The organism is Arthrobacter sp. M71 S08 (assembly GCF_059089725.1).
On record NZ_JBNHEY010000003.1, the window covers coordinates 278960 to 297239 of the forward strand.

16 protein-coding genes are annotated in these 18280 nt (G+C 65.9%); 7 read left to right on the plus strand and 9 right to left on the minus strand.

The features are described 5' to 3' along the window. The first annotated feature begins 1 nt into the window (after nucleotide 1). From AC5RTB_RS08705 to AC5RTB_RS08715, 3 genes are read left to right on the plus strand one after another with little or no spacing between them, the layout of a single operon-like run. Complete coding sequence (locus tag AC5RTB_RS08705; protein WP_494060665.1) at nucleotides 2-1135, plus strand: Re/Si-specific NAD(P)(+) transhydrogenase subunit alpha; 1134 nt, start codon at nucleotides 2-4, stop codon at nucleotides 1133-1135. Continuing rightward, nucleotides 1135-1446: an NAD(P) transhydrogenase subunit alpha part 2 gene (locus tag AC5RTB_RS08710; RefSeq protein ID WP_494060666.1), complete on the plus strand. Its 312-nt coding sequence runs from the start codon at nucleotides 1135-1137 to the stop codon at nucleotides 1444-1446. The genes AC5RTB_RS08705 and AC5RTB_RS08710 overlap by 1 nt, the downstream gene beginning before the upstream one ends. Continuing rightward, nucleotides 1443-2816, plus strand: coding sequence for an NAD(P)(+) transhydrogenase (Re/Si-specific) subunit beta (locus AC5RTB_RS08715; protein ID WP_494060667.1), 1374 nt, complete (start codon nucleotides 1443-1445; stop codon nucleotides 2814-2816). The genes AC5RTB_RS08710 and AC5RTB_RS08715 overlap by 4 nt, the downstream gene beginning before the upstream one ends. 100 nt (nucleotides 2817-2916) lie before the next feature. Here AC5RTB_RS08715 and AC5RTB_RS08720 read toward each other — a convergent pair whose 3' ends face one another. The 4 genes from AC5RTB_RS08720 to AC5RTB_RS08735 all read right to left on the minus strand — a co-directional run bounded on the left by AC5RTB_RS08720 (nucleotide 2917) and on the right by AC5RTB_RS08735 (nucleotide 7638). Further along, the gene (locus AC5RTB_RS08720; RefSeq protein WP_494060668.1) at nucleotides 2917-3183 is read right to left on the minus strand and encodes a GlsB/YeaQ/YmgE family stress response membrane protein; all 267 of its coding nucleotides are present in this window, start codon (nucleotides 3181-3183) and stop codon (nucleotides 2917-2919) included. A gap of 93 nt (nucleotides 3184-3276) precedes the next feature. Continuing rightward, nucleotides 3277-5127 carry a pectinesterase family protein gene (locus tag AC5RTB_RS08725; RefSeq protein WP_494060669.1) on the minus strand — a complete coding sequence of 617 codons (1851 nt, stop codon included), beginning with the start codon at nucleotides 5125-5127 and terminating at the stop codon, nucleotides 3277-3279. Beyond that, nucleotides 5124-6488, minus strand: a complete 1365-nt coding sequence (locus tag AC5RTB_RS08730) for a pectate lyase family protein (RefSeq protein ID WP_494060670.1) — start codon at nucleotides 6486-6488, stop codon at nucleotides 5124-5126. Before AC5RTB_RS08730 ends, AC5RTB_RS08725 begins: the two co-directional genes overlap by 4 nt. Before the next feature lie 136 nt (nucleotides 6489-6624). Then, nucleotides 6625-7638, minus strand: a complete 1014-nt coding sequence (locus AC5RTB_RS08735; protein ID WP_494060671.1) for a LacI family DNA-binding transcriptional regulator — start codon at nucleotides 7636-7638, stop codon at nucleotides 6625-6627. Between the two features lie 153 nt (nucleotides 7639-7791). Between AC5RTB_RS08735 and AC5RTB_RS08740 the strand changes: the two genes are divergently transcribed. The 4 genes from AC5RTB_RS08740 to AC5RTB_RS08755 are packed head-to-tail and all read left to right on the plus strand — an operon-like array spanning nucleotide 7792 to nucleotide 12138. Beyond that, on the plus strand, nucleotides 7792-9210 hold the full coding sequence (locus AC5RTB_RS08740) for a Gfo/Idh/MocA family protein (RefSeq protein ID WP_494060672.1): 1419 nt from the start codon (nucleotides 7792-7794) through the stop codon (nucleotides 9208-9210). Beyond that, entirely contained in the window at nucleotides 9203-10159 is a 957-nt protein-coding gene (locus AC5RTB_RS08745; protein WP_494060673.1) for an NAD-dependent epimerase/dehydratase family protein, read from the plus strand. The genes AC5RTB_RS08740 and AC5RTB_RS08745 overlap by 8 nt, the downstream gene beginning before the upstream one ends. A 3-nt stretch (nucleotides 10160-10162) precedes the next feature. Further along, complete coding sequence (locus AC5RTB_RS08750) at nucleotides 10163-11068, plus strand: 5-dehydro-4-deoxyglucarate dehydratase (protein ID WP_494060674.1); 906 nt, start codon at nucleotides 10163-10165, stop codon at nucleotides 11066-11068. Next, the gene (locus tag AC5RTB_RS08755; RefSeq protein ID WP_494060675.1) at nucleotides 11065-12138 is read left to right on the plus strand and encodes a mandelate racemase/muconate lactonizing enzyme family protein; all 1074 of its coding nucleotides are present in this window, start codon (nucleotides 11065-11067) and stop codon (nucleotides 12136-12138) included. The genes AC5RTB_RS08750 and AC5RTB_RS08755 overlap by 4 nt, the downstream gene beginning before the upstream one ends. Here the strand turns inward: AC5RTB_RS08755 and AC5RTB_RS08760 are convergent. The 5 genes from AC5RTB_RS08760 to AC5RTB_RS08780 all read right to left on the minus strand — a co-directional run bounded on the left by AC5RTB_RS08760 (nucleotide 12122) and on the right by AC5RTB_RS08780 (nucleotide 18272). Continuing rightward, on the minus strand, nucleotides 12122-13210 hold the full coding sequence (locus tag AC5RTB_RS08760) for a phosphotransferase (protein ID WP_494060676.1): 1089 nt from the start codon (nucleotides 13208-13210) through the stop codon (nucleotides 12122-12124). The two genes, AC5RTB_RS08755 and AC5RTB_RS08760, sit on opposite strands and share 17 nt — an antisense overlap. A 55-nt stretch (nucleotides 13211-13265) precedes the next feature. Continuing rightward, nucleotides 13266-13610 (minus strand): FAD-dependent oxidoreductase, encoded by a 345-nt coding sequence (locus AC5RTB_RS08765; RefSeq protein WP_494060677.1) that lies wholly within the window; start codon nucleotides 13608-13610, stop codon nucleotides 13266-13268. A gap of 183 nt (nucleotides 13611-13793) precedes the next feature. Continuing rightward, nucleotides 13794-14897 (minus strand): M24 family metallopeptidase, encoded by a 1104-nt coding sequence (locus AC5RTB_RS08770; RefSeq protein ID WP_494060678.1) that lies wholly within the window; start codon nucleotides 14895-14897, stop codon nucleotides 13794-13796. Beyond that, nucleotides 14894-16936 carry a DUF6807 family protein gene (locus AC5RTB_RS08775; RefSeq protein WP_494060679.1) on the minus strand — a complete coding sequence of 681 codons (2043 nt, stop codon included), beginning with the start codon at nucleotides 16934-16936 and terminating at the stop codon, nucleotides 14894-14896. Before AC5RTB_RS08775 ends, AC5RTB_RS08770 begins: the two co-directional genes overlap by 4 nt. A 25-nt stretch (nucleotides 16937-16961) precedes the next feature. Continuing rightward, entirely contained in the window at nucleotides 16962-18272 is a 1311-nt protein-coding gene (locus AC5RTB_RS08780; protein ID WP_494060680.1) for an ABC transporter substrate-binding protein, read from the minus strand. Nucleotides 18273-18280: the final 8 nt, after the last annotated feature.

Below are 18280 nucleotides of genomic sequence, written 5' to 3' on the forward strand. Positions count from 1 at the left end.
CGTGTTGGTGGGAGTGAAGCGGGAAACCCGTGACGGTGAACGCCGTGTGGCGGCCACTCCCGCCTCGGTCCGCCAGTTCACGAAGCTCGGTCTGGACGTCGCGGTGGAATCGCTGGCCGGTGTCCGGGCAGGTCACGACGACGATGCCTACCGCGCCTCCGGAGCGGACGTCGTTTCCCGCCTCGGCCAGGTCGACGTCCTATGCCACGTTGCACCACTGACGGCGGAGGAAGCCGGCGGGTTAAGCCCGGGCACAATCACCGTTGGCTTTTCGTCCCCAGCGGCGGAGCTTCCCACAGTTCGTGCCCTGGCGGATGCTGGGGTCACCTCATTCGCGCTGGAGCTGGTCCCGCGGATCTCGCGTGCGCAGTCCATGGACGCACTATCCTCCCAGTCGCTCGTTGCCGGGTACCGCGCGGTTCTGGAGGCCGCGATCCGGTTCCCGCGCTTCTTCCCCCTGTACATGACCGCGGCGGGAACAGTGCCGCCGGCGCGCGTGCTGGTGCTCGGCGCGGGGGTCGCGGGACTCCAGGCGATCGGGACGGCAAAGCGGCTTGGCGCACGGGTTTCCGCGTACGACGTCCGTCCGGCCTCCGCGGAGGAGGTGACCTCCCTCGGCGGTACCTTCATCAATCTGGACCTGGCGACCATCGAGGGTGCCGGCGGGTATGCCCGCGAGATGAGCGAGGACCGTGCCCGGCGCCAGCGCGAACTCCTCGCGCCGCATGTCGCCGCGGCAGACGTCCTCATTACAACCGCCGCCGTACCCGGCCGACGGGCGCCGCTGCTCGTGACCACCGACATGGTGCAGGGCATGAAGGGCGGCGCCGTCGTCGTCGACCTGGCCGCCGAAACCGGCGGCAACGTGGAAGGGGTGAGGGCCGGGCACGACGTCGTTGTTGCCGCTTCCGGTGGTGACGTCACCCTGGTGGGCATGAAGGACGCACCGTCGGCGATGGCCGCCGACGCCTCCCGCCTGTTCGCCGCGAACGTCGCGAACCTTGTGGAGCTGATGACCGTCGATGGGCGTGTGGTGCCGGACTTCACCGACGACGTTGTTGCCGACGCCTGCCTCACGCACGACGGCAGGGTGATGCACCAACCCACGGCGGCTGCGCTGAAAGGAGCGCCCTGATGGAACTTCCCGCACTGCTCACAGTGGTGGTGCTTGCCGTGTTCGTCGGCTTTGAGGTGGTGTCCAAAGTGACGAGCAGGCTCCACACTCCGCTCATGTCCGGCGCGAACGCGATCCACGGCATCATCCTTATCGGTGCCATCCTCGTAGCGGGCCATGCCACTGAACCGCTGCCGCTGGGATTGGCATTGCTCGCGGTGTTGCTCGCGACGGTGAACCTCGTGGGCGGGTTCGTGGTGACTGACCGGATGCTCCACATGTTCCGCGGCCGCAACCAGGCAGGGCAGTCCGTCCGGAAGCCCGACGCATGAACATCCTTCCAGCGGAAGCCACAGCGCTGCTGTATCTCGCTGTGGCGGTGTGCTTCATCCTGGCACTCAAGGGCCTGAGCTCTCCCCGCACTGCCCGGCGCGGAAACCTGATCGGGGCCAGTGGAGCTGCGCTCGCCGTCGTAACGGTTTTCCTCTCCGCCCGGCTGGAGAATATGCCTGCCATTCTCGTTGCAATCGCCCTGGGTGCCGGGATTGCCGCACCGCTCGCACGGCGGGTCCAGATGACGCAGATGCCCCAGCTCGTGGCGCTCTTCAACGGCGTCGGCGGTGGCGCAGCGGCACTGGTGGCAATCCTTGAACTGGCCGGGACCGACGCCGCCTGGGTGCGCGCCGCCGTCGTCTTCGCGCTCGTGGTGGGTGCGGTGTCGTTCGCCGGGTCGGGCGTCACCGTGGGAAAGCTGCAGGAACTGATCACCACGCGGCCGGTCATCTTCAGCGGCATGCCGTGGGTGATGACCGCCGTCGTCGTCGCGCTCCTGGTGGCGGCGGTGCTGGTGACGGTGACTGGGAACGTGGTGTGGGCGACCGTCCTACTGCTACTCGGTCTGGCAGGCGGTGTACTGCTGGTGTTACCGGTTGGCGGGGCAGACGTGCCGATTGTCATTTCCCTGCTCAACGCGTTTACGGGGCTTGCCGTAGCGGCGTCCGGGATCGTGCTGGATAACGTGTTGTTGCTGGTCGCAGGGACGCTGGTCGGGGCGAGCGGAACCATCCTGACCCGGGCAATGGCCGCAGCCATGGGACGGGGTGTTGGAGGAATCCTCTTCGGTGCGTTCCGCGGCGGTTCGACGGCGGGGGCAGGTACGTTGAGCGAGCGCCCGGTGCGGGCGTCCGCGCCGGAGGACGTTTCCGTCATGCTCGGGTACGCGCAGCGGGTGGTGATTGTGCCGGGGTATGGGCTCGCGGTGTCGCAGGGACAGCATACGATCGCGGAGCTCGCGGAGGCGCTGGAGGCCCGTGGAGTGGAAGTGTCCTTCGCCATCCATCCGGTGGCAGGACGGATGCCCGGCCACATGAACGTTCTCCTGGCGGAGGCCAATGTGCCGTATGAGTCGCTTCGGGAGATGGCCGAGGTGAATCCGGAGTTCCGGAACATGGACGTAGCCCTGGTGGTGGGCGCCAACGACGTCGTGAACCCGGCCGCGAAGTCATCGCCGGGTTCACCGATCTACGGGATGCCGATTCTAGAGGTGGCCGATGCCGGGCAGGTGGTATTCCTGAAGCGGTCGATGCGCCCGGGATTCGCCGGCATCGAGAACGAGCTGCTGTACTCACCGAAAACCACCCTGCTGTTCGGCGACGCCAAGGAGTCGCTGACCCGGGTGCTCAGTGCGGTGAAGGCGCTGTAGCCGTACACCTTCGGCGCTGCACCTTCGGCGTTAAACAGCTCAATCCGGACACTCAAGAGGTTTTCCCTCCAGAATGTCCGGATTGGCTGGTTTCCGCTGGTTACCGGCGGACGCTACGGTTGCGACGCCCTGACATGCTCTCGGCAACGCCGATCAGCAGTACGGCTGCGATGACCGCAACGATGAAGCCGAGGACGTTCAACTCGAAGATGTCACCGGTTCCGAGCAGATTCGCAACGACGCCGCCGATCACCGATCCGGCAAGTCCGAGCAGAAGTGTTGCGAGTATCCCGAGGTTCTGCTTGCCAGGCTTGATGAGCCGGGCAAGCGCTCCAATGATCAATCCGGCAATGATAAAGCCAATCATGATGCCTCCTTTAGGTTAGTGTTCCTTCCAAGAACACTAAGCCTGCTTTGTAATGCAGCGCAAACTGCCTCGATCAGCCCTGCCTGCACGCCACTACACGGTGGTGTCTGCGGTTGATCGAGCGAGCTGTGGTTGCCACCAGTCCTGACCCCGGAGGTAGTGACTGGCCGTGAAACTCGCAGCCTGTTCGTTGGTCATCTGCGGACGATCGGCCGATCGCGCTGAACCCGGTCCGCTGTTGTGGAACTCGTGGAACCGCGCGTCCTTCCATGAGAAGCCGCTCATGTCCGTCCAGGGCGATGGTTTGATATGGGCGCCGAGGTGGCTGTTTCGGACCAGAACCTGTGCGATGGCTGCGGGGTCGCCGCTGGGATGCCATGGCCGCCCCAAGTGAACGGTGCGCCGGGCGGCGCTGGACTCGAAGCGACACTCGTCGAACAGGTACCCGTACTGGAACCGCTGGTTGATGCTTCCCGCCGTAACGTAACCGTTGTTCGAGGACGAGCCCCGGTCGAGCGACTCAATCGAACAGCGCTGGAAGACGGCCGTCGCACGTCCGAAGATGAAGTCGACGTCCCCCTCCACATGCGTGTTGATGAAGAACTGGCGGGACGCTGTCTGGGCATTTGGAGTATTGACGAGCAGCGAGTCCTGATTGCCGAGAATGCGGACATCTTCGAAGGTGCAGCGATCACCGGTCACGTGCAGGGCTACGGCCTGTCGGTTTTTGATCTGCCCGTTCGTTGCCTCGTCGAAGTCATTGCTGAAGGTGAGGTTCCTGGCATAGAAATCCGCTCCGTCGAGTCGCGTTGAAGCACTTCCGCTGGTTCCATAGGTGCCGGAGCCGTCAGGTCTGAGGGTGCCGGCCGCATTGTCGAAGACGAGAACGACGTCTCCGGGAGACTTGCCCGTTCCAATCAGGCTCACCCGCGGCTTGGTGCGCGGGACAAGGACCAACTCCCTGTACTGCCCGGGTGCGATGTGGATTTCATGACGGTTCTCCGCCTGGTCCGGCACTGCGTTTATTGCGGCCTGCACGCTGCCGAATTGCCGTCCAGGGCCGACGTCGAGGACCACAGGTCTGTCAACAGGGCGTTCGGACGGCCAGAACATGCCTGTCAGGAGGTTCTCGGCAGGAAGCCCGACAGTGCGGGGATCCTGCGGAGCGAGCTCCAGTTCGGACAGTCCGGCGGCAACCAGATGGGCGACGGCAAGCGCGCCTTCGGCCCTGAAATGGGTGTTGTCCTGCACCCCCGCCGGATACTGCGGGAACTCACCCGGTGAGGTGTAGAGGAACATCCCGGTGGTGCCCTCGGGACCCAACTGTTGCCACAGCCCCCGCGATGAGCGCGTCAGGTCAATCAGCGGTGTTCCGGTGGCAGTCGCCAGTTCGCGCATTGCGGCCGGATATTCGCCGTGAGACTCCCTGGCATTTCCAGCAGTGTCGAAACGGCGGCGCTCTACGGGAGTGACCAGGACCGGGTGCGCTCCCGCGGCTCGAGCACCGCGGATGAAACCGGTCAGGTACTCCTTGTAGGTGGTTTGCGGATAGGTTCCGCGAGCCGGATCAGTAGTCTTCTCGTCGTTGTGGCCGAAGGAAATGAGCAGGTAGTCTCCGGAGCTCAGCATCGCGAGCGTTTCGGCGGCGAGCCCGGAATCGGTGAAACTCTTCGACGATGCGCCGGACAGCGCCCGGTTCACCACCCTCGAGCCCGAGTTGAGCGCAAGAGGGAGGGCCTGTCCCCAGCCAGCACGCGGCAGTTCCCGATGTGCGTAAGTCGACGCCGTGGAATCTCCCACAACGAAAATGGTGGGTTGTCCTGCGCCACCGGTGGGTGTCCCTGATTCCGCGGCAGATACACCGGCACCCAGAGTCAGGAAACCGGCAGTACCGGCGATCCCGGTGAGCACCGTCCTGCGGTTGATGGATTGATCGAAGATCACCGGGCACCGCCTGCCGTGAAGACAGGTCCCACGTTGCCCTTGAGGATCGCCGGAACAGCCTGCGCGGGGTGGACCTTCGTGCGCAGGACCGGCTGCCAGGAGGTGTCCTCGGCGAGCTGCTTGTCCGCAGGAGCACTGGCATTGTAGGCGGCGCGGAGATCGAGCACGCGGCCGTTGACGGTGTTGTCGATCGTTGTGATCGTGGTGCCCTTCCAATGGGCAATGATGTCCGCCGGGTCAACGTCCGGTGTCAGCGTGAAGGCATTCGCTTCGGCCCAGATATGGGACTGGACGCCAACCCCGAGGCTGTACTGGTACGGGACCCTGGCCTGTTCATTGACTACGAAGTGGTTGTTGTACGCGTCGACCTGTCCGTAGCGCAGGCGGGGTGCCCGCTGCCCTACGTTCACGAATTCGTTGTGGTGGAGGGTGACCCGCAGCTTCCCTGGATCTCCTCGCCCCGGTGAGTCCGTCGACCCGATCAGCATGAGCTTGTCCCGGTCAGCGAAACGGTTGTAGGAGACGGTGACAAGGTCCGAACCGTTTGTGATGTCGATGGCGCCGTCGTGCTGCTGGTAGGACCGGCCGAAGTAGGTTGGTGCCACATCGTCGAAATACGGGTCGTCGGTGTAGTGGTTATGGTCCATCCAGATGTTGGTCGCCTGGTTGATGATCTGGACCATGTCGTATTCGCTGTTCCAGTTTCCGGAGCTGCCGTCGGTGGGGTCCCACTGGGGGAAACAGTCGATAACGCCTTTGTGGTGGAGGTTGCGCACTATGACGTTGTGGGCACCGTTGATGCGCAGGGACAGCCCATTGAGCGTCGCGTCCGGTGAGGCGCCCACAATGGTGGTGTTGCTCGGCACGTCAACGCGGATGGTTTCGCGTTGCTTCTGGGCGGCCCGTTTTCTGGCCTCCTCCTGCGCACCCTCCGGCTCCCGGTCCCAGCCCCAGGTGGCGGGATCGTACGCCTCAAGGTACGCAGCGAGGGAGTAGCCGGTGCCCGTTGCGTATTGGTCGCAGGAGAGTGCGTTGCCGGCGTCGTCCGCGTTCCCCAGCAGTTCGCCGTGGACGCGGATGATCTTCGCATTGTCACCGGCGCTCGCGAAGGCGGCTTTGAGCTCGGCGCGGGTCGAAACGTCGAAAATTCGATCAGCGGGAGCCCCGGATCCTCCGGTGGTACCGGCCCCGAAGGAACCCCACCCGTCGTTGGCGGGAAGGGTCTGCTGCTCAAGCGGAACGGATGCCGTCTGTGCCGGCGGCGCGGCGTGGGATGGGGGCTGGGCGATGGCTGATGCGCCGGCTGTCGAGACGAGGGTCGCGACGCACAGCAGGGTGAGGGCAGGACGAAACAGACTCACTGAGATTCTCCTCATTGAGATTGAAGTGGTTGTTCGAAAGCTTTCTTGCGGCGTCTCGACGAGACGCCGTCCCCGGTAGCCGCAACTATAGGAAAGCGTTTTCTCAGCTGTCAACCACCCACGTACCGCTTGCCTGTTACACCGCTGCCCGCGCAGTGCTCCCGCGGCGGCGAACCTCCGGCTGGAACGTGGTGTGCGCCGGTTCGGAATCACCTTCACCCAGGAGCCGCCGCATCTCGTGCCAGGCCTGCTCGCCGATATCGTTGATCGGCACAGCCGCGGTGGTGAGCGGTGGTGTCGTGAAGTTCGCAAACGGGATGTCGTCGAACCCGGTCACGGAGATTTCCCCGGGGACGTCGATGCCCCTTTCGTGTAGCCCGCTCAGCAGGCCCATCGCAACGAGGTCGTTGAATGCGAGGACGCCGGTTGCGCCGGTTTCCAGGACGCCGTCCACCGAGCCATGGCCGGCTTCAAAGCTGGAGCCGGCGGGGAGCACGGTCAGCTCGGTGCCCGGGTGGTCGACGCGGAATTTCTCGAGTCCCTGGAGTCGTGCCTGGTTGCCTGCGCTTCGTTCCGGTCCGGCGAGGAACGCAAGTGTGGTGTGGCCGAGGTCCACGAGATGTGCAGCAAGGTCCTGGATGCCCTGGCCGTAATCGACCACAAGGCTGGGGGTCCCGGTGTCCACCGTGGAGCGGTTGATGAGCACCAGTGGGCGCAGCGATGGCACCAGGGCTTCAAGTTCTGTCTCGTTCATGCGCGGTGCGCAGAGCACGACGCCGTCACACCGCCGTCGTGCTTCGCCCGCCAGGATGGATTCTTCGCTGGACACCTCCGAGGAGTCAGCGATCAGGACGCGGTAGCCATCCTGCGCGGCGGCGCGGCTCACACCGCGGAGCATGCCCTGGAAGGTGGGGTTGGCGAGGTCCGGAACGACGACGCCGATGGTATCCGTCTTGCCCAGCGCCAGGCTGCGTCCCACCGCGTTGGGTTGGTAGTTCAGTTCCGCAGCGGCGGTCCGGACCCGGGCGGCGATCTCGGGGTCAACCGAGAAGTTGCCGTTCATGACGCGCGAGACCGAGGCCAGCGAGACTCCTGCCCGCTGTGCGACGTCGGTGATGCCTACCCTGCGGTTGGCGGTTTTCCTGGCCATAGGTTCCTCATCGCCGGTGGGGATCGGCGCTCCTGCAGCAAATGGTTGACGGGTGCACCGGTGTGTTGATAGAAAGCATATAACCTTTTCCAGAAAACGTTTTCTCGAACGAGGCGTCGCATCATCGCTGATGGCGGCGACTGAAGGAGCCCCATGAGTACCGCCCCGCACACACTTACCGCAGCGCAGCAGACACAAGAGCAGGAACGCACCCGCCTGGCCCTGATCGGCACCGGCTCCCGAGCTGAGATGTACGTCCGCGCCGCGCTTGGCGATCACGCCTCCTCAGCCGAACTGGTGGCCATCAGCGACACCAATCCGGGACGGGTTGAGTACTACCTCAGCCTCATTGCCGAACTTTCGCCGGAAACGCAGGTGGCGCGGTTCCGGCCGGAGGATCTGACGCAGTTCATCCGGGACAACCGCATCGGCCGCGTCATTGTCACCACGCCCGATTTCACGCACGCGGACTACATCGTCGAGGCGCTGGAAGCGGGCGCCGACGTCGTGGTTGAAAAGCCGCTCACCATCAGCGACGACGGCTGCCGCCGCATCTGCGACGCAATCGACCGCACGGGACGCGACGTCGTAGTGACCTTCAACTACCGGTATTCGCCCCGGAACAGCGCGCTGAAGGAGATCATCCAGAGCGGCGCGATCGGCACAGTTACCTCCATCGACTTCAGCTGGATGCTCGACACCGTCCACGGAGCCGACTACTTCCGCCGCTGGCATCGGCAGAAGGAGAACTCCGGCGGCCTCCTGATCCACAAGGCGTCCCATCACTTCGACCTCGTCAACTGGTGGATCGATGACGTTCCCGAACGAGTCTTCGCCAGCGGGGGACTGCGCTTCTACGGTGACAGCAACGCTGCCGGGCGTGGCCTCACGAACCGCCCCGAGCGCGGCACCACTGACTCCGCCGCGGGTGATCCGTTCGCCCTGGACCTCCGCGAGGACGAGCGCCTCAACGCCCTCTACTACGCCAACGAACACCACGACGGGTACCAGCGTGACCAGGACGTCTTCGCCCCCGGAATCACCATCGAGGACAATCTTGCTCTCGTGGTCGACTACCAGTCCGGACCGACCCTCAGCTATTCACTGAACGCGCACAGCCCCTGGGAGGGCTACCGGGTCGCGGTGAACGGAACGCTCGGGCGTGCCGAGCTCGAGGTCGTGGAGAGAGCCGCAGTCTCCAACAGCACCGATCAGAAGAACGTCGTCGACCCTAGCGCCACACCCGTGGAGGAAGACGACGCCGTCCGCGTCAACGGCGAACGCCTCATCCTCCAGCGTCACTGGGAGCCCGCCGTGGAAGTCCCGATCGTGAATGGAGAGGGGGGCCACGGCGGCGGCGACGCGCTGCTGCTCGCGGACCTGTTCGAGGGGCCGGGGGATGACCCGCTGGGCAGGCCGTCGGGCTATCTGGACGGCCTGCGCGCAGTCGCGGTCGGCATTGCCGGCAACGCGTCGCTCGAGTCTTCGCTGCCCGTCAGGATCAGCGAACTCAACCTCGGTGCGGATCTCGCCGCTGACCGTGCGCAGAACGGGCAGGTGCGCCGTGGCTGAGCGGGCGAAGACCACGGTCCTCATCACCGGCGGCTCCGGCAGACTTGGCCGCAGCGTGGTGACCGGCCTTGCTGAAGCAGGGTACGACGTCGTCTCCGTGGACCGCGCGCCCGTCCCGGAAGGTGCGTTCCCCGCGCATGTCCGGCAGGAGTCGGTTGACCTGCTGGCGGCAGGTGAAGCCCGCCGCGTGATCGAAGAGCACGCGCCCGACGCCGTCATCCACCTTGCCGCGATCGCCGTCCCCTTCAGTGCACCTGAAGACGTCATCCTCCAGACCAACAGCCAGCTCGCCTTCCAGGTCATGGGCGCGGCCACGGACCTGGGCGTCAGTCGGATCATCACGGCCTCCAGCCCGACGGTGCTCGGCTACGGTTCGCCGGCCGGATGGGTGCCGGAGGCGTTCCCGCTCGACGAGGAAACGACGCCGAAACCCTGGAACGCGTACGCCCTCTCCAAGCTGCTCGCCGAACAGACCATGCGCATGTTCGCCGCAGCACAGGGCGACCGGATCCGTTACGCGGCGTTCCGGCCCTGCTACGTCATCTCGCCGGAGGAATGGGCGGGTGCGCCTACGCAGCAGGGGAACACCGTCGTCGAACGGCTGGATGATCCCTCGCTCTCCGCGCCGGCCGTCTTCAACTACGTCGACGCCCGGGATGTGGCGGACTTCCTCGACGTCCTGCTGCAGTCCATGGACCGGATTCCGAATGCTGAAACGTTCTTCGTGGGAGCTGCGGACGCGCTCGCCCGTGAACCGTTGTCCGTACTCATCCCGCGCTATCTTCCTGCTGTGGGCGCGCTCGCTTCCAATCTGAGCGGCACCAGCCCGGCCTTCTCCATCGACAAGGCCCGCAGGCTCCTCGGGTGGGAGCCGAAGCGCAGCTGGCGCACCGAACTCAGCGAATCTCAGGAGTCCGAATTGGCCTCCACAATCCAGGAAGCCAGGTAAGTCATGCAGTTCAACGGAGTGCTGTTTTTCCCCGTCACGCCCTTCTCGCCCACGGGATCAGTTGATACCGCAAAGCTTCGCGAGCACATTGAGTCGCGGCTCAGCTACCAGCCGGGAGGCGTCTTTCCTGCCTGCGGCACCGGCGAGTTCCACGCCCTCGACATCGAGGAGATCCGCTCCGTCGTCACGACTGCGGTGAGCGCCGTCAATGGGCAGGTTCCCGTGATCGCCGGCGCCGGCGGCCCGCTCGGCCACGCCCGTGCTGCAGCGAAGGTTGCCGAGGAGGCCGGGGCCGATGCGCTGCTCGTGTTGCCGCCCTACCTCGTCAAGGGCCCCACGGACGGTCTGGTTGCCTATGTGGAGGACGTCGCCGCCGCGTCGAGCCTGCCGGTCATCATCTACCACCGCGCCAACGGTGCGTTCACCGCCGACGCCGTTGCGCGGCTGGCCGCCAACCCGAAGGTGATCGGATTCAAGGACGGTGTGGGCGACGTCGGCCTGGCACAGGAGATCGTGTCCGCCGTAACAGCCACGGGCCGGACCGACTTCCAGTTCTTCAACGGTCTGCTGACCGCCGAACTCAGCCAGGGCGCCTACCGGGGACTCGGAATTCCGCTTTACTCCTCCGCGGCATTCGCCATGGCACCGGATATTGCCACCGCGTACTACCGCGCCTACATCGACAATGATGAAGCGGCTCGGCACCGTCTGCTCGAAGGCTTCTACGCACCGCTGGTGCGCTTGCGCGACCAGACGCCCGGCTTCGGCGTCTCGCTCATCAAGGCGGGCCTGCGGCTGGACGGATTCGACGTCGGCTCCGTCCGCCCGCCGCTGGTCGACCCCACCGAGAGCCAGTTGGTTGAGCTCAAGGCAATCCTCTCCGCCGGCCGTGAGCTTGTGGGAGCATGAGCCCGAAGATCACAGGCCTCACCGCACGTCTCATCACGGTGCCGCTGCGGCGCGCCTGGGGAGCGGACGTTCCGGAGAACCACTTCATCGCAACCACGGTGACCACGGACGACGGCGGTGTGGGCCACGGCTTCTCCTGGACCCCCACCATCGGGCCGCAGGCAGTGCTGGCGTTGCTCGAGAATGACATCGCCCCGTTTATAGCGGGACTTCCCGCCCGCCCCGAGGAGGTCTGGGACGCGCTGTGGGTGAGGCTTCACGAGGCCGGAGGGGGAGGTCTGACCACCATAGCGATGGCCGGCGTCGACCTCGCCCTCTGGGACCTGGCCGGGCGCCAGGCCGGCTGCTCGGTTCCGGACCTGTTGGGCCGGCGTCGTGAGAGCGTGCCCGTCTACGGGTCCGGAGTGAACCTGCACTACACCCTCGACGAACTCGTAGAACAGGCGCAGCGCTGGGTGGCCGAGGGCAGGCAGGCCGTGAAGGTGAAGGTCGGGAAGCCGGACCTGCGCGAGGATGCAGAGCGCATCGCCGCCGTCCGGGAGGTTATTGGCCCGGATCGCGCGCTCATGATTGATGCCAACCAACGGTGGGACCTTCCCACCACGCTGCGCGCGCTTGAGTGGCTTGCTGAGTACGGCCTGCACTGGCTCGAGGAGCCCATCCGCGCCGATGACCTCTCCGCCTACCGCCGGCTGCGCCGCTCCTCGCCCGTGCCCATCGCACTGGGCGAGAACGTGCACACCATCTACCGGTTCCGCGACTTCATCGAGGCGGACGCGGTGGACATCATCCAACCCAACATCATTCGCGTCGGTGGCATTACTCCGTTCCGGCGTATCGTCGAGCTCGCGCGGGCCAACAGCATTGCCGTGGCCCCGCACCTGCTCCCCGAGCTTTCCGGGCAGCTTGCTTCCACCCTCGCGGAGACGGCGTGGGTAGAAGCGGTCGACGGCGCCACCCTCGGAGAGCTGGGCATTCTTGCCGGACCATCGCCGGTCAGCATCACGGAATCGGGGCTCACCGTGACCGGGCAGCCGGGACTCGGGTTGGAGTTCACCGCTCCCTGCTGAGCGCCCGCTCTGCTGAAGCGAGGAGCAGGTCCACAAGCACGGTCAGCTCCTCCAACGCCATGGCAGGATCCTCGCGCGGGAGGCTTCCTCGTCGCGGTGCCTGCCCTCTTTCAATGCCCGCGACGACGTCGACGGCGAGCTTCCAGCGAAGTGCAATCGCGGCGTCGAAGCCCAGGCGCACCTGCTCGAAGGTGATGTTGCGTGCCTCCACGCCGAGAGCGTCGGCGTAGCAATTCAAAGCGTCATCGACGATAGGCACAGTGACGCTGGCCAGGGCATCACCGCGGCGCACGGACGAGAAAACAAGTGATGCCAGGTCCGCTCCCACCGGACCGGCGCCGACCGATTCCCAGTCAATGAGAACCGTCCGGGCGCCGGAGGAGAAAACGTTCGCGCCGGCGGCGTCGTGGTGGCACAGCGTGTGCGGAAGCACTTCCAGGATTTCGCGGAAACGGGCTTGCCTGAGGATCAGCTGCTCGGCGGCGGTCAGCCGGGCACCGAGATGCGCGACGATGTCGGGGTGGGCTCGGCGCAGCGTCGCCAACCCTTGTTCGACGGCTTCAGGCTGGCTGTGGCGGTCAATCCACTCAGTGAAGTACCAGGGCTCAGTGAGTTCGCGGTGGGCCCACCGGCCTGCCATGCCGCCCAAGTCGCGTGCGGCGGCGAGGATTGTCGCCGCGTCCAGCGGTCGGGCTCCCTCATGATGGACCTCCTCCAGCCAGAGCGTCATCCCGCCGTCCGGGCCGAGCAACCTTCCATAGGCTCGGGGCGCGCGGATCCCGGGAGCGACATCCTCAAGCAATCCGGAGCCATAGGCGTCGAACTCCCGCCTGCCGTTATCCAGAAGGTACGTAGAGGCCAACGCAGGTCCCCCGGTGTGCTTCTCGATCAGTGACCACGGGACGTTCCGGTCACCGACGACCGCATCCCCTTGGATCCGACTTACCGTCCGATGAGCGAGGAACGCATCGTAGTCCAGGGGCGTCCGTTCGACGTTCGTCAGCGCGGTGACGTGGCCGCCCACTGCCTCCGCGACGGCCGCCTTCAGCGAGTCGCTCAACTCCTCGTCCACGCCCCTCAGACTAGCGCCCGCTCGGGGGCCAGGAGATCGACTTGTCAGCAATCTTTCAGACCGTCAGGGACGCTTCGACCGTATGGGCTCGCTCGAGTTGCTGCCCGACGTTGCGGGCGGCATCGAGACCGCTTGCAATTGCGCCATCGATGAAGCCGCCCCACCCATTCGCGAAGTCGGATCCGGCGAGACAGATGCGCCCTTCAGGGCGCTGCAGCTCAGCGAGGGACCTGGTGAGGTAGCCGGTGTAGTGCATCGGCCACGTGGAGCGGGAGTACTCGTCTTCGACCCAGTTGTGTCCCGCGACCTCCAGAACTTCCAGGCCGGGCACCAGCGTGTCGAGGATGCGTTGGGCGGATTCGCTGAGTTTGCGGCGTTGGACGGGCTGGTCTTCCAGCAACTGAACGTCGCCGAACCCGACGTCATACGCGCGGCCATCGAGTGCGTGGGACGTCTCCTTGAGGCGAACCTGACCACCGCGCCCCCGCCGGAGAATCGAATGGTGGGTTAGCTCCGAACGGGAACTTGCGCACCTCTGGTGGGTTCCGGCGTCGTGAAGGGACCAGAGCTGCGCGGAATTTCCCTAGACCTCGAGGGTCACCGGCCGCAGAAGTCCGTTGACTTCGACCGTGGGCCAGCGCTCGTCGACGCTGAGCACCTTGATGCCTTCGGCGGTGATGAGCACGGTGTCCTCGATCTTGACACCCGGCCCGGACGGGTTCCACGTAAACGCCTGGTTCAGGACCACCTCGTCATCGGTTGACGCCGTGACTCTCGGGTCCCTGCCCGCATATCCGGCCGGTCCGCCCTGGTGGTGCAGCCGCCACTGGTCCGGGCCAAAGCCGTGGGCGTCATACGAGCGCTGGATGACCTCGAAGATCCCATCCAGCCGTGCACCGGGGACCGTCGCCGCGAAGATGTCCGACTCAACAGCGGCAATCCGTGACTCGGCATCGCGCTCGGTGGCCGTCGATCCATCGAAGCGAACCCAGCGCGTGACATTCGCGATCACGCCTTTGCGCCTGGCGCAGACCACGGCCATTGCCCGTCGACCCAGCGGTGACGTCGTCGGGAGCGGGTGTCGGAAGGCGGAGCGCTCGCGGCCGTTGCATAGCAGGACCAGGGGCTCCGCACCCATCGCGATGACCCGTGCGGCCAGTTCCGCGGCGATGTCGCGCTCAAGTGTGTGCGGCCGGGCAGCGGAGAGAACGTCAGTCATGGCCCGCGCTACCTCGCGGTTGAGTTCGGCGTAGTGCTCTGCTTCGACCGGAAGGAGGGACTGCCGCGCCTCGCGCAGTTCCGTCCGGACGCTCGCCTCGTCGAGCGGTTCGGCAGGGGACAGCCGGCGGACCACCTCGTCCAGGGAACCGTGCCACGGCACGGGGTGCACGACGACGTCCGTCGGCAGCTCCTCGCGCATCAACCGGTCCGCCTCGTTGTTGAAAGTCATCAGGTGGTCCCGCTCGCGGTCGACCAGCAGTGCGGCGATCGGATCACCCGCGAGGCTGATATGCAGGCGGCTGCCGCCCAGGTACCAGGTCATCGCCGTGTTGGTGGTGAGCAGCAGGGAGTCGTGGCCGGTGCGGTCGAGGATGTCGAGGACCCTGCGGCGTTTGATCGCACGCTCGTCGGCGGGATCCGCTGCGGGATCCGCGAAAGACAGTCCGGGCTCTGAGGTAGTGGTCATGGATGCCTTTCGTCGGCCGCGAGTGCACGGACTGCCTCGGGGGTAAGGGCGCCGTCGGCGATGAGAACGGTGACGGAGCGGGTGAGCGGGGATTCGCGTGTGGTGGTGACGGGGCGGTCCCAGGCGAGCGCCAGACCCACTCCCGGGTAGCCTTCCGCCCGCACGAACCAGGGGTCAACGGTGCCGTCGTTGGGCAGGAAGAGGAGCGTTGCCAGTTGGCCTTCGAAGGTGCCCTGCCAGCACAGCCAGTCGGACACGGTGCCGTGGACGTCCCCTTCACCGGAGGCGTCCGCCGTCGTAATCGAGGGGTTTTGGCAGGCGGGGAGGCGCCAGAAGAAGCCGCCGTAGCCGCCGCCCTCCCGCCCGTTCGATCCGGGGCTCCCAAGGTGCACGGGGCCGTCGATCGCAGGCGTGAGTGCGAACTCGACCGAGAGCGCCCACACTGTGTCATTCACGGAACGCCAGGTGATTCGGCGTGCTTCGTGCAGCAGCGTGGCGCCGTCGGGGCCGCTCCACCGGAGGGTCTCCTCGAGGGAATTATTCTTTTGAGTGATTGCGGTGCGGGAGATAAGGCCGTGGTCCGGGCGCCAGACGTAGCCCTGCTCCTCGCGCCGGTAGGTGCGTCCGCCCCAGAAGTTGACGCCGTTGACGTCCTGTACGGCAACGCCTACGCCGAGGTGCCACACGTGGTCAGCGGGGAAGTGATCGGTGACAACCACTCCGCCGCGTGTCGTTACGGGGTGCAGGTAGGGGCGGGGCGACAGCAGGGGAGTGACGGCGGAGCCATCGCGGTAAGAGCCCACGGGGCGTCCGTCGAGCACAACAGGCAAGGACGACGAGGACGCGCAGGCCCAGCCCGGATCAAGTTCACTGAACGTCGCCTGGGCGAGGCATGCCCGGCGCAGGAGGTCCTCGATGCCGTGGACAACGGGATGCGCATCATCCCCCTCGCCCTCCCAGGTGACGTAGGCGGGATCGATGGGGTGCGGCGGCGCTGCCAGCCGGACCGCGTCGAGAACCCGCATGAAGGCACCGGAGGAGGCGAGCGGACTGATCAGGGGAGTACCGGCTGCACGGTGCTCGAGGAGGTTTTCCAGCAGGTCGGCGCGCCCGAAGTACTCAGTTTGGGTTCCCTCGGCCGTGGTGATCGCCAGTTCGTCTTCGGTGTAATACAGCACGGCGGTCCCCTGTGTGCCGTGGAGCGTGACGCTGGGTCGCGTCTGCTCCGCGGCACACAGGGTGAGTGCGAGCGTGACGACGGTGCCGGAGGCGGTGCCCAACCGGATAGCCGATGTGTCATCACACTCGATGTCGTGGGCGCGGTACAGGTCGGTCTCGACGGTAGCCACGTCGGACGTCTGCCTTGCACCGGCCACACGTAGGGCGGTCGCAACCGCATGGGCGAGCGGATTGGTGGCCACGCCGTCGACCACGTCCACTCCATCCAGGGTCCGCTTCCCCGCCCAGCGTGAGCGCGCGAAGTAGCCCCGGGTTCGCACCCAGGCTCCGAGCGCGCTGACGCCGCGGACCGAACCCAGCGATCCCGATGCCACGAGATCGTCGATCCGGTCCAGCGCTGCCGAGCCGAGGCTCTGAAACCCCGTCTGTACGGCAACGCCTGCTTTTTCCGCAGCGGTCAGGAGCAATTCGTACTGCTCCATTGACGCCACCGGAGGCTTCTCGACGTACACATCCGCGCCCGCCGCGATCGCCGCGTGGGCGAGCGGCGCATGGGCCTGGATTGGGGTGGCGATAACGACGACGTCGGGCGCCACCCCCGCAGCGAGCAGGTCCTCCAGATTGTCGAACACGCCGACCTCGCTACCCAGCGTGCCCTCGGAGGGAGGGCGGGGGTCCGCCACGGCTACCAGCCGCGCGGTGCCCCCGGCCTCGAGCCGCCGAAGGTTGTCCAGGTGCCGGGCGCCGTACCCGTGGACGCCGACCAGGGCCACCCGCGCAACGCGGACGGAGCCGTCGCGGCGGTGATGGTCGGCGGTATCTGCCGAGGGGTTCAGCGGACGGGGAGCGGGGTCGAGCATGATCGTTTTTTTCCGTTCCGGATGATCAGCCTGCGCTGATCATCCCTTCGATTTCGGCGGTCAGCTTTTCCGTTGCCTGCTCGGGTGTGAGCTTCTCGAACAGCACCTCGGAAACGTAGCGCTTGACCGTGTCCTGGACGCCGCCGGCACCGACGGGAGAAGGCAGCGGCGCTTCGGCCATGTCGGGGCGGATTTCGTCGAGGAAGTCCACCACGGTCTGATCTGTCTCATTCAGCTCCGGAGCAATGGCGGCAGCCATGTCGGGGTTCGCGGGAACCCCACGGTCCACCAGCATCTTCTTGGCGGCCTCCGGGTTGTTGGCCAGGTAGTTCACGAACTTCGCCGCTTCCTCCTGGTCATCGGACTGGCTGGAAATCGACCAGTACATCGACGCCTTGTAGTACATGCCGTTCTCGGAGGCATCGCCTGACTCGGATGGGGGACGAAGCATCGTCACCTCACTGCCGCTGGCCGACTCCACGGCCGAGAGCTGGTTTGACCAGTACCACCCCATGGCTGCGCGGTTGGTTGCGAAACCACCGGCCTCGAAGGAGCCCGACATTTCCTCCGTGTACCGGGCGGCACTCGGTCCGCCGCCGTCGCGCACCTCGAGCAGGTGCTCGAACCAGGCGGTGACGTTCTCAGGCGAGTAGCCCACGGTTCCGGGCTCTTGGTCGTTGTAGAGGTTCTCGCCGTGCTGGCGGAGCCAGATACGCAGGTCGACATCCTGGGCGCCGTATTCGGTGCCGACAATGTCCCCGCCCAGCTTCTCGGTGAGCTCCGCCGAGATGCGGTAGTAGTCGTCCCAGGTCCAGGTGGTGTCATCCGGGAGTTCCATGCCGGCCTGCTCGAACAGGTCATTGTTGGCCATCACCACGTAGGCGTTCTGGCCGGTCGACAGGCCGTACAGGCCGTCCTCGTAACGACCCAGGTTCAGTGACGCTTCGTCGAATTTGGACGTGTCCAGGCCTTCGAGTGTGCTGAGGTCCGCCAATGCTCCGCGACCGGCGTATTCCTGAAGGTACTTCTCGTCCATGGTGATCACGTCCGGGGCGTCGCGCCCCGCCGTCGTCGTAGCGAGTTTGTCCCAGTAGCCGCCGAAGTCGGAGTACTCACCCTCGATGGTGATGCCCTCGTTCTCGGCCTCGTACATGTCGATGATCTCCTGATTGGCCACATGGCGGGGGTCCGAACCCCACCAGGAGAACCGCAGGTTGCCGTCTCCGCCGCCGGCGTCACCGCCGCTGCCGCCGCCGCAGGCGCCAAGGGTCATGCTGAGCGCTACGACCGCGGTGGCGGCCGTGACCGCACGGGTTGCGCGAGAGAATCTCTTCATTGAATCTC

What these genes read in the sequence shown, in the direction of transcription:
- AC5RTB_RS08735 (WP_494060671.1), bottom strand. Translation starts at nt 7,638, where the DNA reads ATGGCCAGGAAAACCGCCAACCGCAGGGTAGGCATCACCGACGTCGCA.
- AC5RTB_RS08720 (WP_494060668.1), bottom strand. Translation starts at nt 3,183, where the DNA reads ATGATTGGCTTTATCATTGCCGGATTGATCATTGGAGCGCTTGCCCGG.
- AC5RTB_RS08710 (WP_494060666.1), top strand. Translation starts at nt 1,135, where the DNA reads ATGGAACTTCCCGCACTGCTCACAGTGGTGGTGCTTGCCGTGTTCGTC.
- AC5RTB_RS08750 (WP_494060674.1), top strand. Translation starts at nt 10,163, where the DNA reads ATGCAGTTCAACGGAGTGCTGTTTTTCCCCGTCACGCCCTTCTCGCCC.
- AC5RTB_RS08780 (WP_494060680.1), bottom strand. Translation starts at nt 18,272, where the DNA reads ATGAAGAGATTCTCTCGCGCAACCCGTGCGGTCACGGCCGCCACCGCG.
- AC5RTB_RS08755 (WP_494060675.1), top strand. Translation starts at nt 11,065, where the DNA reads ATGAGCCCGAAGATCACAGGCCTCACCGCACGTCTCATCACGGTGCCG.
- AC5RTB_RS08770 (WP_494060678.1), bottom strand. Translation starts at nt 14,897, where the DNA reads ATGACCACTACCTCAGAGCCCGGACTGTCTTTCGCGGATCCCGCAGCG.
- AC5RTB_RS08715 (WP_494060667.1), top strand. Translation starts at nt 1,443, where the DNA reads ATGAACATCCTTCCAGCGGAAGCCACAGCGCTGCTGTATCTCGCTGTG.
- AC5RTB_RS08740 (WP_494060672.1), top strand. Translation starts at nt 7,792, where the DNA reads ATGAGTACCGCCCCGCACACACTTACCGCAGCGCAGCAGACACAAGAG.
- AC5RTB_RS08775 (WP_494060679.1), bottom strand. Translation starts at nt 16,936, where the DNA reads ATGCTCGACCCCGCTCCCCGTCCGCTGAACCCCTCGGCAGATACCGCC.